We start from the raw sequence: 14,963 nt of genomic DNA, 5'->3' as shown, positions 1-14,963 counted from the left end.
CGGTCGCCGGCGTCGCGCTCCGCGGCGCCGCGGGCGGGCTGGGAAGCTTGCCCGCCGAAGGGCCGGCCCCACGGTCCTCCGCAGGCTCCTGGCATGGCGGGCACAATTTCGACCTCGAATGCGTGCCCCATCCCCTGCCCCCACTGCCCCCACGGCCCCCTGGCGCGTGCTCTCCGTCATCCCACCGATGACGCAGCTGAACACGCCGTACCCCTCCACCGCCTACCTCACCGGGTTTCTGAGATCGCGCGGCGTCGATGCCGTGCAGGAAGACCTGGCTCTGGCGCTGGTTCTGGAACTGCTGTCGCCTGAAGGCCTCGCGCAGTTGCAAGAGGCGGTGCAAGCCCTGCCGGCTGCGCGCCAGACAGCCCAGACGCGCCACTTTGCCGCCGCGTACGCCCAGTACGCCGCCACCGTCGGCCGCGTGATCGGCTTTCTGCAGGGGCGCGACGCCACCCTCGCCCACCGCATCAACACCCGCGCCTTCCTGCCGGAAGGCGAGCGGTTCCGATCGTTGGACATCTACCACCAACTCTATGCAGGCGACGCCGACCCGCTGATGTGGGCGTTTGGCGCCCTGGGCCTGCAGGATCGCGCCCGACACCTGGCCACGCTCTACCTGAACGACCTGGCCGACGTGCTTCGCGATGCCATCGACCCGCGTTTCGAGTTCGTGCGCTATGCCGAGCAGTTGGCCACCAGCCAGCCCAGCTACGACCCGCTCGCCGAGGCGCTCGCGGCGCCGCCCAACCTGATCGACGCCACGCTGCAACGTCTGACGCTCGACGCCCTGTCGCGCCACCAGCCGCGGGTGGTGCTCTTGTCGGTGCCGTTCCCCGGCGCGGTGTATGCGGCCCTGCGCATCGCCCAGACCATCAAAGCCCATCAGCCGTCGATCATCACCGTGCTGGGCGGCGGCTTCGTGAACACCGAGCTGCGCGAACTGAACGAGCCGCGGCTGTTCGACCACATCGACTTCATCACACTCGACGCCGGAGAACGGCCTCTGCTGGCGCTGCTGGAGCACCTGCAGGGCCGACGCGCCGCGGGCCGTCTGGTGCGCACCTTCCACCGCGAGCCCGACAGCCGCCGCGTGGTCTACACCCAGTGGGCCGAGCCGGATGTGCCGTTCGACGAGACGGGCACGCCCACCTGGGACGGCCTGCCGCTCGACCGGTACCTGTCGCTGCTGGACATGCTCAACCCGATGAACCGGCTGTGGAGCGATGGGCGCTGGAACAAGCTCACCGTGGCGCAAGGCTGCTACTGGAAGAAGTGCAGCTTCTGCGACGTGACGCTCGACTACATCTCGCGCTACGAAGCGGCCTCGGCCAGCACCCTGGTCGACCGCATCGAAGCCATCGTCGCCGAAACAGGCCAGACCGGGTTTCACTTCGTCGACGAGGCGGCGCCGCCCAAAGCCTTGCGCGCGCTGGCCGAAGAGCTGCAGCGCCGCCAGGTCGAGATCTCGTGGTGGGGCAACATCCGCTTCGAAAAAACCTTCACCCCGGCCCTGGCCGAGCAATTGGCGGACAGCGGCTGCATCGCCATCTCGGGCGGGCTGGAGGTGGCCTCCGACCGCCTGCTGGCCTTGATGAAGAAGGGCGTTTCGGTCGAGCAGGTGGCTCGCGTCACCAAGGGTTTCGCCGATGCCGGCATCCTGGTGCATGCCTACCTGATGTACGGCTTTCCGACCCAGACGGTGCAAGACACGGTCGACGCGCTGGAATACGTGCGGCAGCTGTTCGAAAACGGCTGCATCCACTCGGGCTTTTTCCACCGCTTCGCCTGCACCGTGCACTCGCCCGTGGGGCAGAACCCGGCCGACTACGGCATCACGCTGCTGCCCCTGCCCCCCTCGCCTTTCGCCAAGAACGACGTGGGCTTCATCGACCCCACGGGCGCCGACCACGACGCGCTCGGCCAAGGGTTGAAGAAGGCGATCTACAACTACATGCACGGCATCGGCCTGGACGAGGACGTGCGCGCCTGGTTCACCGAAGTGCGGGGCAAAGTGCCCAAGCCCACCGTGCCGCGGCACAAGATCGCGCGCAGCCTGACCGCTGGTTCGACGCGTCCCTGAATCACGGCCGGCGGGCACACGCCGCCGCGACAACGGCCTACACTGCGTTGGCCGGCGGCGGTGGATGCCGTGTGCCGGCTGCCCCTCAAGGGAACGGCCGCAGATTCAGGGAGTGGTATGTCAGGCGCCGCCCACGAGAACCCCGCCTTCGCCGATCTCGGCCGGCGCCGTCACCTGACGGTGCTGTTCGCCGACCTGTCCGACTCGACCCAGCTGGGCGACTTGCTCGAAGCCGAGCACTACGCCCAGATGCTGGGCGCCCTGCGCATGCTGTGCCGCGAGATCGTGCCGCGCCACGGCGGCCGCATCGCGCGGCTGCAGGGCGATGGCATGCTGGCGATCTTCGGCTACCCCGACCCCGACGAGGACGACGGGCGACGCGCCATTGAGGCGGCGCTGGACCTGCAGCGTGCGATCGGGCGCGTCGAGGTGCCGGGCAGCATCGTTCGCGCTGGCAGCCTGGGGCTGCACTGTGGCGTCCACGCCGGCATGGTGTTCATCGCCGAGGGCGATGTCGAACGAGGCCGCTTCGAGCTGCTGGGCAGCGTGCCGAACATCGCATTTCGCCTTTCCGACGCGGCCCGGCGCGGCGAGGTCGTCGTCAGCGAAGAGACGCTGGGGCCGCAGGCCCACTTCTTCTCGCTGGGCGAGCGCGAATGGATCACCCCGCGTGGGCGCAAGGTGGCGCTGCCGGCCTACCGCATCACCGGCCGGGCGGCGCTGCAGCGTCGTTACGAAGCCCGCGTGCGCCGCGGGCAGGCGCCGTTCGTCGGACGAGAGCGCGAGTTGCAGGCGTTGCTCGGCGCGGTCGAGCGCGCCCGCGGCGGGCCGCCGGCGAGCGTCGCCATCGTCGGCGGCCCGGGCCTGGGCAAGACGAGGCTGGTCGAAGAGTTTCTGCGCCGGCCCGAGCTGCAGGGCTGGCGGGTATTGACCGGCTACTGCGAAAGCTACCTCGGTGCCGAGCCGCTGCAGCCTTTTTTGCAGATGCTGCGCGGCCTGCTCAACCTGCCGGCAGGGGCGCCCGGGGCACTGCCCTGGTCATCGGCCGCCTGGAGCGCCTTCGATGCGCTGGGCGACGAGGGGCGAGCGGCCCGCGATGCGCTGGCCGCCGCCTGGCCGTTGGTGATGGCCGACGACACCCGGCGCGTTCCCGCCGGCAGCGCCGTGGGCCTGATCGGGGCGGTGTTCGACGCCTGCGCCGCGCTGCAGCCGATGCTGCTCGTGCTGGACGACTGGCAGTGGGCAGACGAAGCCAGCCAGCAAGCACTGGACGCGCTGCTCGCACTGCCGCACCCCGTGCTCATCGTGCTGGCGATGCGACCGGGCGCCGAGCCCTGGGCCGATGCCCGTGCCGCCCGCATCGAGCTGATGCCACTCGACCTCGCCCAGGCCCAACAGGCCATGGGGCACCTGCTGCCCGGCGCGGACCCATTCCTCGCCGGCGAGATCTTTCGCCATGCCGGCGGCAACCCCTTGTTCATCGAAGAGCTGTGCCACCATGCGGGCGCGGCCCAGGGTCGACAGGTGCCTGAACAGGCCCTGGGTGGCGCGGCGTGGTTGAGCGCCCTGATCGCGTCACGCGTCGCGCGGCTGCCCGACGACCTGGCCCGCCTGGTTCGCACCGCCGCGGTGATCGGCAACGTGTTTCCGCTGTGGCTGCTGGAGCGGCTGTGCCACACCGATGCCAGCGAAGCCAGCCTGATCCGGCTGGCCGATGAAGACTTGATCTTCCCGGCCGAGCAGCCCGGATGGCTGCGCTTCAAGCATGGCCTGACGCGCGACGTGGTCTACGAAGCCGTGGGCCTGGACGAGCGCATCGCCCTGCACCGGCAGGTGGCACAAGCGCTCGGCGTGGGCACGCAGGCGGCCGTCGCGGAGGACAGCTTCGAGAGCCTGGCCTACCACTGTGCCGCAGGCGGCCTGCACGAGCCTGCCGCGCGCTACGCGGAACTGGCCGGCGACAAGGCCGCCGCGGCCCCCGCCCTCGACCGCGCCCGCGCCCAATACACGGCCGCGCTGCAAGCGCTGGACGCCCGTGGGCCGAAAACGCGTGAAGACGAGCTGCACTGGTGCAGCGTGGCCGAGAAGCTGGGCATGGCCTGCGTGTTCGATCCACTCGCGCTCAGTGAAGGGGTGGGGCTGTTCGAGCGGGGGCTGGCGCTGGCGCGCCACAGCGGCTCCACGCCCGCGATGGCCCGGCTCGAGTACTGGATCGGCTACCTGCTGTATGCCCGCGGCCTGGCGGGCCCCGCGCAGCGCCACTGTGAGGCGTCGCTCGCGTTGTCGAATGAATGTGGCGACACGCGGCTGGCCACCCAGGTGCGCGCGACGCTGGGCCAGGTGCTGCACACCGCGGGCGACTATGCCGCGGCCCTGCCGTTGCTGGATGCGGCCATCGATGGCAAGCGCCAACACCGGCGCCCCGGCAGCAGCGTGGCCGTGGGCTCGGCCTACGCGCTGGCGTGCAAAGGCGCCTTGCTGGGCGACCAGGGCCGCTTCGATCTGGCCGACGAGTGCTTTGCCGAAGCGATGGCGCTGCTGGCCGGCAACCTGCACCAGGTGGCGAGCTCGGTGCGCAACTGGATCAGCTGCACCTGGCAATGGCAAGGGCGCTGGCTCGAAGCCGCCGAGATGGCCGACGCCTCCGTGCGGGTGGCCGAGCAGGTGAAGAGCCGGCAGCTGCTGGCCATGAGCCGAGCGCTGCGAGGCCGGGCCCGCTGGATGCTGGAGCACCGCGACGATGACCTGCAGGCCATGCGCGATGCCATCGCCTGGATCGAGGCGCGCCGCGGCGGGCTGGTCACCTCGCTGAACTACGGCCACATGGTGGACGCCTGTGTGGGCCTGGACCGCCTCGATGAGGCACGCCGACACGCCGCGAGGCTGTTCCAGCGCGCACGCCAAAGAGACCGGCTGGGGGAAGCCGACGGCTGCCGCGCGCTGGCGCGGGCCGCGGCCCAGGCGCAACAAACCGACCGGGCGCGGCACTACCTGAGGCAGGCCGACCAGGCCGCCGATGCGCGCCGGGCCCCGCACGAGCATGCGAAGACAGCCCTGTGCGAAGCGCGCATGTGGGTCGATCAGGCGCCCGGCGGCGAGCTGGCCCCCGCGTCGAGGCAGAAAGCCCGCGCCCAGGGTGAACGGGCGGCCGAGGCATTCGAGCGCCTGCACATGCCGTGGTACCTGGCCCAAGCCCGCGCGTTGTTGTCGACGCTGGGCGCGGGCTGACGGGCCCGCGCGCGTCCATCGATCAGCGAATCGCTCGCGCCAGCCGGGCGGCCAGCGCCGAGAAGCCGGCTTCGGTCGGATGCAGCTCATTGGCCCAGTCGAGCGGGTAGGCCCCCGGGGTGGTGGACAAGGTGCCGCGCAGATCCACCCACTGCACCTGGCCGGCCAGGTAGGGGTCGCGTGCCACCCACTGTTGCATCTCGTTCAACACGTCGATCAACAAGGCCATCACACCGGTGCGCAGGCTCAAGCCCGCGGTATCGACCGAATCCGCCGCGTCGCCATAGCCCAGCGCAGAGAAAGCCGGGTACAGCCACGACAGCGGGCTGCGCGGCACGCCGAAGAGGTTGCGGCCATCGGGCACGGGGTGGTCGTAGCCATGCAGCAGGATGGGCACCGCCCGCCCCCATACCTGCGCACTTTGGGCCACGTAGTGCCGAACGATGGTGCGCAGGGCCGCCGACATCTGGCCCTCGGCCGGCTCGAACCCGCCGAGCGCCGCGCAAGGCCCGCCCACCTTGGCTCGCACCCGGTCGATGTTCAGCGCATCGCGCGGCACCTTGGCGCCCGGTTGCAGCAGCGCCGCCAACTGCGCCCCGACCACGTCGTTCCCACCGGACGACAACAGGATGGCCCGAGGGTGGCGGCCGAGCGCCGCCATGCGCCGCAGGCGGGCACTGAAGGCGGCCAACTGAGTGGGTGAGGCCATGTCAGCCAGACCATCGCCCGATTGCGCCACCTGTTCAACGCGGTAGTCGAAATCTTCATCCAGGATGCGCAGCAGGTTGTTCTTGCGCGAGACACCGAACTGGTTCAAGTCATCGAACCACGAATCGCCTTCAGCCAGCAGCCACCCCCGGCCCTCGCCCCGGGCCGTCAATGCCAGCTCGGCCGTCTGCACGTGGGCCAAACGACTGGCCAGTGGCGCGGCCGGCAGAACCGCCGGTGCCTTCGCTTCACCGACGAAATCCACCGCCAGGCGCGCCGGGCTGGGCCGCATGGGTTCAGCGGTAGCGAGCAAGGCCGCGATCGTTCCAAGCATCGCACCCATGGCCGCTTCGTAGCCCGGGCAAGCATGGGTGGATGACCCGGGGTACGCGCCGCCGAAAACCATGTGCAAATGACCGGCCTTCTCGTCGCTCTGCCCGCTCTCGGCCAAGGCCTGGGTGACCGACACCAGTGACACCACCACCACCTCGCCGGCGTGGACCGGCTCGCCGCCCAGCACGCCGTCACGAACCGCCGTGCGCCAGATCAACTCGGGCGTCGGACGCTGCTGCATCGCCTCGACCAGCGGCCGCATCAGCACCGCCTGGGCATCTGCCAAAGAGGGCTCATCCCCAAACCGCACCAGCTCGCGACGCAGTCGCCAGAAGCTGCCATCGCGCAGCCATTCGTCGAGCACCCGCACCAGGTTGCCGTCCAGCGTGGGCAACATGCCCATCATCACCCCCGCCAGGCCGCTGGCCAGTTCTTCGTCGCTGGAGCGTTCGAACGCGTGGAACATCGCGGCGGACAGCGGCGCCGCCCGGCCATCCGGCGCTTGCGGCAGGGTGCTGGCGGCACGGTGGCGCCGCACGAGGCCCAGCATCGACTCCTTCAGGCTGCGGCCCGCGACCTCGCCCATGCCCTGAGTGAACTCGCCGGGGTGGGGCTGAAAGATGTAGCGAGAAGGCGGCGTGAAGTGACCTGGGTAGCGAGGCGGCATGCCAGGCTTGAGGTCCCACCGCAAGGCGCCGGGAAGCGGGTCGCCGGCGTGCGTCGGGTTCGCCTCCAGGCCGAACCAGGCCTGGCACAGGGCCGCGAGCGATTGGTCGATCAACTCGCGCAGATTGAGGTTCAGTTCCCATTCGCGGCGGCGCGCCTGCTGGGCCAGATCGCGCTCCGCGCCGGCCATCGCCTTGACGACAGCCGCCACGCGCGCAAGGGTCAGCGCATAGGCCTCTTCGCGCGTCACCTGATGGATCGCGGCATTGGTCACCTGCGCGCGCGGGTCACGGCCCGACGCATCCGGGTCTTGCCCCAGGAAGATCTCGCCGATCGAGGCGCGCATGCGCGGCAGGTAGCCCTGCACGCTGTAGTTCTCCGGGTGGCACAAGACCTGCAGCGCGAGGTTGCGTTCAGCCACCAACACGCCGTAGGGGGTGCGCAAGATGCCGCCATGCTGCTCACGCACGGCCGCCCACACGTCTGCCGCACGGTACTTCTCGATCGCCTCGGCATCTTCAAGGGCGCGCTTCCACTCGCCCACTTCAGGGGCCGTCGACGGCATGGGGTCGCCCGCAGGCAGCGTCTGCAACAGCTTCTCGCCACGGCGGCCCGACCAGGGGCAGGTCGGCCGTGCGGCGGCCGCCGACCGATGCGCGCGCTTGAGCAGCATGTCCAACGCCCCGATCGACGGGGCCAGCAGGTAGGCGCCCCACTCCACCTGCACGAACGGATGGGGGTCGTCCAGCGGCCGATCCGCGCCATCGAGTGCCATGCTGACGGCGCGCCCTTCGTGCTCGAAGCGGAACTGACGGCGCTGCCCCACCGGCGCCACGCCAAGGAACGGATCGCTTTGGTCCGAATAGCCGCCGGTGCTGTTGCCGCCCGACAGCCAGCGCTGCACGGTTTCGAACTGCTCGCCGATGCTGGCGTTGTAGGCCATGAAGACCATGCCACGCGGCCGCTCGTTGCGCGCCGTGTCGTGGCCCGACCGGTCGTAGCGCGGGCCGTAACTCATGCCCCGGCGCACGATGCGCGGGAACCGACCGCCTGCCGGCAAGGGCAGCGCCGCGGTGTCGCGCGGGCGCGGGTTGGCCCGGCGGACGTGGGCGTGGAACGGGCACAGGCGGCCCAGCGTATCGCCGTCGTAGTCGAAATCGTTGCCTCGCCGGGGTGCGGCCAGCGCCGCGCCGTCGGGCCGTCGCCCCATCATCTTGGCCAGCAGGTCAGCCCGGGGGATGCCGGTCTGCTTCACCGCATCGGCCACGGCCGATTCGAGTGCCGCCACATCCTGGCGCAGTTTGCGAACCACGAGGAAGCTGCCATTGAGCAACAGCTCCCGAACCGACTCGCGCGCGGCGGCCAACGCGCGGGCATCGCCCGCGGCCTGCTCATCGGGCGGCAGGTTGCCATCCGGCGGCTGGGCCGGCGCGAAGTCCGCCTGGTTGTGATAGCCGAGCAGCACTTCACCCAAGGGCACCCGGTTGTCATACACATCGCTGGTGTCGCGAGGATCGAGCGACGGTTGCGCGCCACCGTCGGCAAACCCGAAGTGTTCGTAGGTCTGCCCCGCCTCGGTGAAGCGCCGCATCGGTTGCACCGAGAGCACGCACACCCCGGCACCGAGGCCGAGCAGGTCGCTCAGCGCGTTCGACAGGGCGTGAGTGCCGGCATACAGCCAGTCGTCGTCGAGCACATCCGGGTCATCGGTGAGCATGGCGCGCATCTGCACCAGCGCATGCACCTCGGCCAGCTGTACGCGCGGCGCGGCGGGGTCGGGCCGGCCATTCGGTCCGCAGCGCTCGGGTCGGGCCCAGCGTCGCGGGTGGTTGTGACGAAAGTCACCCAGCGTGGCGGCGCGGGCCTCCATGCCTTGGCGGAACTCCATCGGCAGGCAGGCCAGCTCGAGCTCACTCACGCCGCAGACCCGCAAGCCTTCATGCGTGAACGCCGCGTTGATCACGAGACCGTCGGGCGCGGGTGGCGCATCGGACGGCGTCACCGCCCGACGCAGGTGCGTCAACAGGGTGGTCGCCGCGGTTGCGTCCGCCAGGCCGATGAGCACGACTGCGCCATGGCTGACCGCCCCGTAAGCCGTGGTGATGCCCGCCTGCACCTGATCGGCCGGGGCGTTCTGCGCGTTGGCGATCAGATCGGGCACGGGCCGCTGCTCCAGAGGATCCTTGCTCAGCAACCAGTCGATCTGCTCATCGAAGCGCCGCCGTCCCAGCTGCAGGAAGCCGTCGATCACGTGGGTGTTCTCGGCCAACCCCACCAACTCACGCAGCAGTTGCCGCGCGGCGCGCTGGAGCACCCGGCCATCCGGGGTGGCGGGCGGATACAGCGCCGTCAAACGGTGGATGTACGACAGCGACTGCAGGCCCTGGCGCACGGTCTCGACCACGGCCGAGGGCGAGATGTGGCGCGCCGTGTCCCAGGCCTGCTCCTCGGCGCTTCGCACCACCTGACGCGTGGCCTGCAGGTCGGTCGACGCCTGCCCGGGAAAGCGCAGGTGCAGCGACTCTTCCTTGCGCAGGCTGTGCACGTCGTCGACGGTGAGGCCCGGCATGCCGTAGTAGAACTGCGTCTCGCGCTGCACGTGGCGCACCCAGGCCGCCCAGGTCTCGTAACTGCTCGCGCAGGCCAGTGGATAGCCCTCGGTGTCGCAGAAGATCACGTCGAGCAAGGCGCCTACCTTCTGCCACAGCACACGGACATACGATTCCCAGCTGCCATCGAAGCTCACGGCCAGCAGCACCTTGTCTTCCGGCTCGAAGACGGTGACCCGCACCGAGTGGATGCGCCCGACCCGCTCGACCGCATCCGAGAAGGGACGCAGCAGCGCGTATTCCTGCGAGTTCGAGCGGCCCAGGTGCAAGGCTTCGAGCAGGCGCTTGACGCGGGTCTTGTGGCTGACCGATTCGATCGACTCGACCAGCCCGGACTTGATCGGGGCCAGCAGCGTCAAGTCGCTCGTGCCCGCCAGGCTGCGGGTCTTGACAATCAGGTCCTTGTGCACTGTATCCCCCCAGGCATCGTGTAAGCCTGGGATTCTGTGCAGCGCACCGGTGGCTCACAAGGTGCGCCTGGCCGAAATGGCCCGCAAACATCCCCTGCCTTGAGGAAGGACACAGCAAGCCCGGGCAGGCTCGCCTATAGTGCCCGTCGGTTCATGCGCTCGATGGATGTAGCACAGCCGCTCAAACCCCCACTCCACGCTCCGGTCATACAACTGCCGTCCAATGGCGCACCTTGAAGACTCCTCCCCTGACGCCGTGAGCCAGATCACCACCCGATTGCAGGGCCTGACGGCCGAACGCCTGCGTGGCATCCGCCGCGGCATCGAGAAGGAAAGCCTGCGCGCCCTGCCCGGCGGCGCCCTGGCCCAGACACCCCACCCGCTCACGCTGGGCTCGGCCCTGACGCACCCCCGGGTCACCACCGATTTCAGCGAATCGCAGGTCGAGCTGATCACCAGTGCGCACGCCACGGTGGCGGCCTGCCTGGCCGAGTTGGGCGAGATCCATCAGTCGGTCTACCACGCGCTTCAGGCCGATGGTGGGCAAGAGCGCCTGTGGGTGTCCAGCATGCCCTGCTGCCTGCCCGACGAAGACCAGATCCCGATCGGCCAATACGGCCACTCGAACGTCGGCCGCGCCAAGACCGTCTACCGCACCGGCCTGTCGCACCGCTATGGCCGGCGGATGCAAACCATTTCGGGCATCCACTACAACTGGTCGATCCCCGGCGCCACGAGCGACGACTACTTCGGCCTGATCCGCAATTTCCGCCGCCAGTCGTTCGTGCTGCTGTGGTTGTTTGGCGCCTCACCTGCGGTGTGCAAGACGTTCGTGGCCGGCCTGCCCCACGGGCTGGAGCCATTGGGCCCGGGCACGCTGCATCTGCCGCACGCCACGTCGCTGCGCATGGGCCGCCTGGGCTACCAGAGCGACGCGCAAAGCCGCCTGGCTGTCAGCTACAACGGCCTGGCTGGCTACGGTGGCTCGCTGCAGGCGGCGCTGACCGCGCCCTACCCGGCTTACGAGCAGATCGGCCTGCGCGACGAGGACGGCCACTGGAAGCAGCTGTCGACCCACCTGCTGCAGATCGAGAACGAGTTCTACGGCACCATCCGGCCCAAGCGCACCATCCGCAGCGGCGAACGGCCGTTGCACGCGCTGCGCGAGCGCGGCGTCGAGTATGTCGAGGTGCGCTGCATGGATCTCGACCCGTTCGAATCCATCGGCATCGGCGCGACGACGGCGCACTTCCTGGACGTGTTCCTGCTGCACTGCCTGCTGCTCGACAGCCCACCCGATTCGCCAGAAGAAATCGCTGCGCTCGGGCGCAACCAGCACCTGACGGCCGCGCGCGGCCGCGAACCGGGCCTGAAGCTGGAACGCCAGGGCCGCGAGGTGTTGTTGGTCGACTGGGCCGCCGAGATCGTGGACCAGTGCGGCCCGATCGCCCGCATGCTCGACGAGGTGCACGGCGGCACGGCCCACGCCGACGCGCTGGCCGCCGCGCAGCGCGCGCTCACCATTCCCGCCACCCTGCCCTCGGCCCGGGTGATCGAGGTGATGCAGCGCGAGTTCGCGGGCGAATTCGCCCCGTTCATCGATGCCCGCTCCGAGCAGGCTCGTGAGCAGATCATGGCCCGCCCGTTGCCCGATGCCGAGGCCCCTGCCCGATGGGCGGCCGACGCGGCCGAATCGCTGGTCGAGCAGCGCAGGATCGAAGAGTCGCAGACGCAGACCTTCGAAGAGTTCCTGGCCGACTACCTGTCGCCGGCTCGCCTGGGCTGAGCCCACGGGCCCGCGCGGCGCCGGCCCGACGGGCGCGAACTACTTGGCCTCGCTCCACGCCAGGTCGGTCGCCTGCTTGCCGGCCACCGAGTACAGGGCACCCGGGGCATTGCGGGTGCGCTGGAAGGCCTCCAGCGTCTCGCCGCGCATCGCCGCGTAGATGTGCAGGTTCGACACCCCCACGACGGCGCCCAGCTTCTCCAGCATGAAGAAGATGACGCCGTAGTGGATGAGCGCGCGCCAATCGCGCGAGCGCACCATCTCGCGTTCGACCTCGGTGAGGCCGGCCTCGCGCATGCTGGTGGCCTCATCGGCCAGAAAGCGCTCACGCACTGCCGGGTCGATCAGGCTGTGCAGGTACTGGTTCAACCGATACGCCTGCACGCAGCGCTCGATGGTGAACGGGTAGGTTCCGCTCAGCCGCTGCGCGCCCTCCAGCTGCGTGGCCATCCGGGCGCGGTGGCGCGCCACGGCGCTCGGCAGCGGCGCTTGCTCCACCGGCTCGTAGATGGCGGTGGCGATGCCCGTCATCGACGGCAGGTAGTAGCTGCGGTGCAGGCATCGGACCTGGGCCGCCAGCGCCCCACGCATCGTCAGCCACATGATGACCTCGGCGCCCTCCAGCCCGCCCCATTCCGCGTATTCGGCGTGGGTGAGAACTGCCAGCGCCTCGGGGTCGCGCTCGAAGAGATCGAGAAAGCGTTCATCCCAGGCCGGGTTGTTGAACCCGGCACGCTCGCCGTGCACCTGGTGCGACAGCCCTCCGGTGGCAACGATGGCCACACGCAGGTCTTCGGGGTAGCTCTCGATCGCCCGGCGCAAGGCCTGGCCCAGTTTCCAGCAGCGTCGCGCGCTGGGGATGGGGAACTGCAGCACCCCCATCTGCAAAGGCAGCAGCTTCACCGGCCAGCCGCCCGCATCGTGCCCGCACATCACCGACAAGGGCGAGAAGCAGCCGTGGTCCAGCGGCCGATCCTGGAAGAACGACATGTCGAACTCATCGGTCATCAGCGAGCGCCCGATGTGCGCCGCCAGAGCCGGGTGGCCGGCGATGGAGGGCAGGTCGCGCGCACCGCCGCCCTCGTCGGCCACCGACCAGCGTTCCCCCACACCCAGCGTGAAAGCCGAGTAGTGGTCAAAGAAGAACGAGGTGACGTGGTCGTTGTAGACCATCAGCAGCACATCGGGCCGCTGGCGCTCGATCCAGCCGCGCACGGGCTCAAAGGCTTCGAAGATCGGTGCCCAGACCGGGTCGTTCCGCTTGTCGCGGTCAAAGGCGAAGCCGATGGTCGGTGTGTGCGACGCCGCGATGCCGCCGATGATGCGAGCCATGTCGAAAGTCCTCCCGTGGGATCGTGGTTGATGTGCGCAGGCACCGTGCCCATGGCTTGCCTAACGGCTGGTGCCGCGGCCGAACGGCAGCTGCGAGGGCACGCACACCAGCTCGGTGCCCTGCGCCGTGCAGGCCGCCTGGTAGCCATGGCTGTAGAGCTGCCGGCCCATCCAGCCGTAGTCGAAGTCGCCGTCTGATTCCACCGGGGGCCGGTAGGCCACGAAGTTGGCAGCGTCGTCGATGCTGCCGGTGCCGCCGTAGCGCGCCACCTTCGGGTAGGGGTAGACCGGGCGACTGCGGGTGACAGCGCCGTCCACCACCTTCGACGCGACAACCCGGTACGGCGCGTTGCCCCGCTCCACCCAGGCCATCATCTCGCTGAGCAGGTCGATCGAATCAGGGCCTTCGCCACCGCCGCAATGGCCCACGCCAGGCAGCAGGTACAGACGGGCAAAGCTGTCGACCACCGGGCGGCCCATCGTCGTCTCCATGGCACGCCAATAGTTCAGCGTGGCCGAGGCCGGGATGTGCTGGTCGTTCCAGCCGTGCCACAGCAGCAGCTTGCCACCCCGCTGTCGGAAGGCGCTCAGGTCGGGGTCGGTGGCCGACAGGTAGGCCGAGGTCTGCACCGTCTTCCAGAACCCATCGGCGTCGAACTTCAAATCGGTGAGCTGCCAGTTCGGACTGGCCGTGTTGTAGTAGGCGAGATAGCGCGCGAATGGCAACACCGCGATGCTCTCGCTGAACACCGTCTGGCCTTGGGCGCTCGGCACGAACAGCGTCCACAGCAATTCCGAGCCCCAGGGGTGCGAGCCCTTCTGCTCCAGGAAGTGGCCTTGCGCATCCGTGGCGCCATCGTGCAGCTTGCGCACCACCTCGGCCTCGGCGGGGGTGAGGCAGGTGCTGGTGTCCTGCCCGGGTGTGCACACGATCGATGCGGGGTCGAAGTGGCAGCGGCGAGGGTCGTCGATCAAGCCATCGGCCAGACCGTCCACACCATCACAGGCCCGCAACACCGCCTCGTGCAGCATCGGCAGTTTGGACGCGAGCAGGATGTACTGGCCGTTCGCATACTTGTTGGCCATCACGTTCCAGCCGTGGTGGTAGGTGTTCTGCACCACCATGTTGGCGGCTGGCGCCCCCGCCACGATGCCGTCGAAATCTTCGGGGTAGCGCTGCGCTTCCATCAGCGCCTCACGGCCGCCGTCCGAACAACCGATGAAGTAGGCCGTCTGCTGGGCGCGACCATAGAAGCGAGCGATCAGCGCCTTGGCGACTTGCGAGGTGGCGTGCACCCCGCGCCAGGCGAAATCGATCTGCGCCTGTGGGTTGGCGGCCGCCCACGAACCCATCGGCGACCCGGGGCCCTGGTGACCCATGTCGGTGGTGGCGCTGGCCACGGTGCCATCCTTCACTGGCTGGCAATCGGCGCCCTTGCCAAAGTCGATGTTGGCATTGCCGCACAGGCCACCGCAACCGGTTTGCACATAGCGCTGGGTCCAGCCCTGCGTCGGCAGGCGAACGATGAAGGTGTTGGCGGGCGAGATGGTGCCCCGCACCTCACAGTAGGGTGCCACACCGGTGGTGACCACCGTGGCCGAGGCCACCGTGACGCTGCCATCGGTGACGCCGGAGAGGTCGAGGCCCGGCACGGCCGCGCAGTCCATCACCGGCTGCACCGGATCGAAGCGGCCGATCTTGGCCGCTTGCGCGGGCGCGGCACAGCCTTGCATCAACAAGCCGGCGAACGCGGCTGCGCACCACGCGGCCGCACGGGTTCCACTGCGGTTCTTCATGGAAAGATCTC

6 protein-coding genes are annotated in these 14,963 nt (G+C 69.4%); 3 read left to right on the top strand and 3 right to left on the bottom strand.

Going from position 1 to position 14,963, the window contains the following annotated elements; all coding sequences use genetic code 11:
- Nucleotides 1-187 precede the first annotated feature (187 nt).
- Both AACH06_RS00295 and AACH06_RS00290 read left to right on the top strand, forming a co-directional pair.
- Nucleotides 188-2,083: a B12-binding domain-containing radical SAM protein gene (locus AACH06_RS00295; protein WP_341423587.1), complete on the top strand. Its 1,896-nt coding sequence runs from the start codon at nucleotides 188-190 to the stop codon at nucleotides 2,081-2,083.
- A gap of 117 nt (nucleotides 2,084-2,200) precedes the next feature.
- Complete coding sequence (locus AACH06_RS00290; RefSeq protein WP_341423586.1) at nucleotides 2,201-5,311, top strand: ATP-binding protein; 3,111 nt, start codon at nucleotides 2,201-2,203, stop codon at nucleotides 5,309-5,311.
- 22 nt (nucleotides 5,312-5,333) lie between these two features.
- Here AACH06_RS00290 and AACH06_RS00285 read toward each other — a convergent pair whose 3' ends face one another.
- The gene (locus AACH06_RS00285) at nucleotides 5,334-10,037 is read right to left on the bottom strand and encodes a hypothetical protein (RefSeq protein ID WP_341423585.1); all 4,704 of its coding nucleotides are present in this window, start codon (nucleotides 10,035-10,037) and stop codon (nucleotides 5,334-5,336) included.
- A 223-nt stretch (nucleotides 10,038-10,260) separates the two neighbouring features.
- Between AACH06_RS00285 and gshA the strand changes: the two genes are divergently transcribed.
- The gene (gene gshA / locus AACH06_RS00280; protein WP_423221970.1) at nucleotides 10,261-11,823 is read left to right on the top strand and encodes a glutamate--cysteine ligase; all 1,563 of its coding nucleotides are present in this window, start codon (nucleotides 10,261-10,263) and stop codon (nucleotides 11,821-11,823) included.
- Nucleotides 11,824-11,862: 39 nt separating this feature from the next.
- On the opposite strand, the gene AACH06_RS00275 is transcribed toward gshA, so the two are convergent.
- Nucleotides 11,863-13,155: a gallate dioxygenase gene (locus AACH06_RS00275; RefSeq protein WP_341423582.1), complete on the bottom strand. Its 1,293-nt coding sequence runs from the start codon at nucleotides 13,153-13,155 to the stop codon at nucleotides 11,863-11,865.
- Between the two features lie 60 nt (nucleotides 13,156-13,215).
- Nucleotides 13,216-14,952 carry a tannase/feruloyl esterase family alpha/beta hydrolase gene (locus AACH06_RS00270; RefSeq protein ID WP_341423581.1) on the bottom strand — a complete coding sequence of 579 codons (1,737 nt, stop codon included), beginning with the start codon at nucleotides 14,950-14,952 and terminating at the stop codon, nucleotides 13,216-13,218.
- Nucleotides 14,953-14,963 lie beyond the last annotated feature (11 nt).

This window comes from Ideonella lacteola, from assembly GCF_038066555.1.
GTDB lineage: Bacteria > Pseudomonadota > Gammaproteobacteria > Burkholderiales > Burkholderiaceae_C > Ideonella > Ideonella lacteola.
The sequence above is the reverse complement of the archived record's forward strand: the minus strand, read 5'-3'. Positions and strand labels throughout refer to the sequence as shown.

Coding starts and splice junctions, on each gene's coding strand:
- AACH06_RS00270 (WP_341423581.1), bottom strand. CDS start 14,952: ATGAAGAACCGCAGTGGAACCCGTGCGGCCGCGTGGTGCGCAGCCGCG.
- gshA (WP_423221970.1), top strand. CDS start 10,261: ATGGCGCACCTTGAAGACTCCTCCCCTGACGCCGTGAGCCAGATCACC.
- AACH06_RS00295 (WP_341423587.1), top strand. CDS start 188: ATGACGCAGCTGAACACGCCGTACCCCTCCACCGCCTACCTCACCGGG.
- AACH06_RS00275 (WP_341423582.1), bottom strand. CDS start 13,155: ATGGCTCGCATCATCGGCGGCATCGCGGCGTCGCACACACCGACCATC.
- AACH06_RS00290 (WP_341423586.1), top strand. CDS start 2,201: ATGTCAGGCGCCGCCCACGAGAACCCCGCCTTCGCCGATCTCGGCCGG.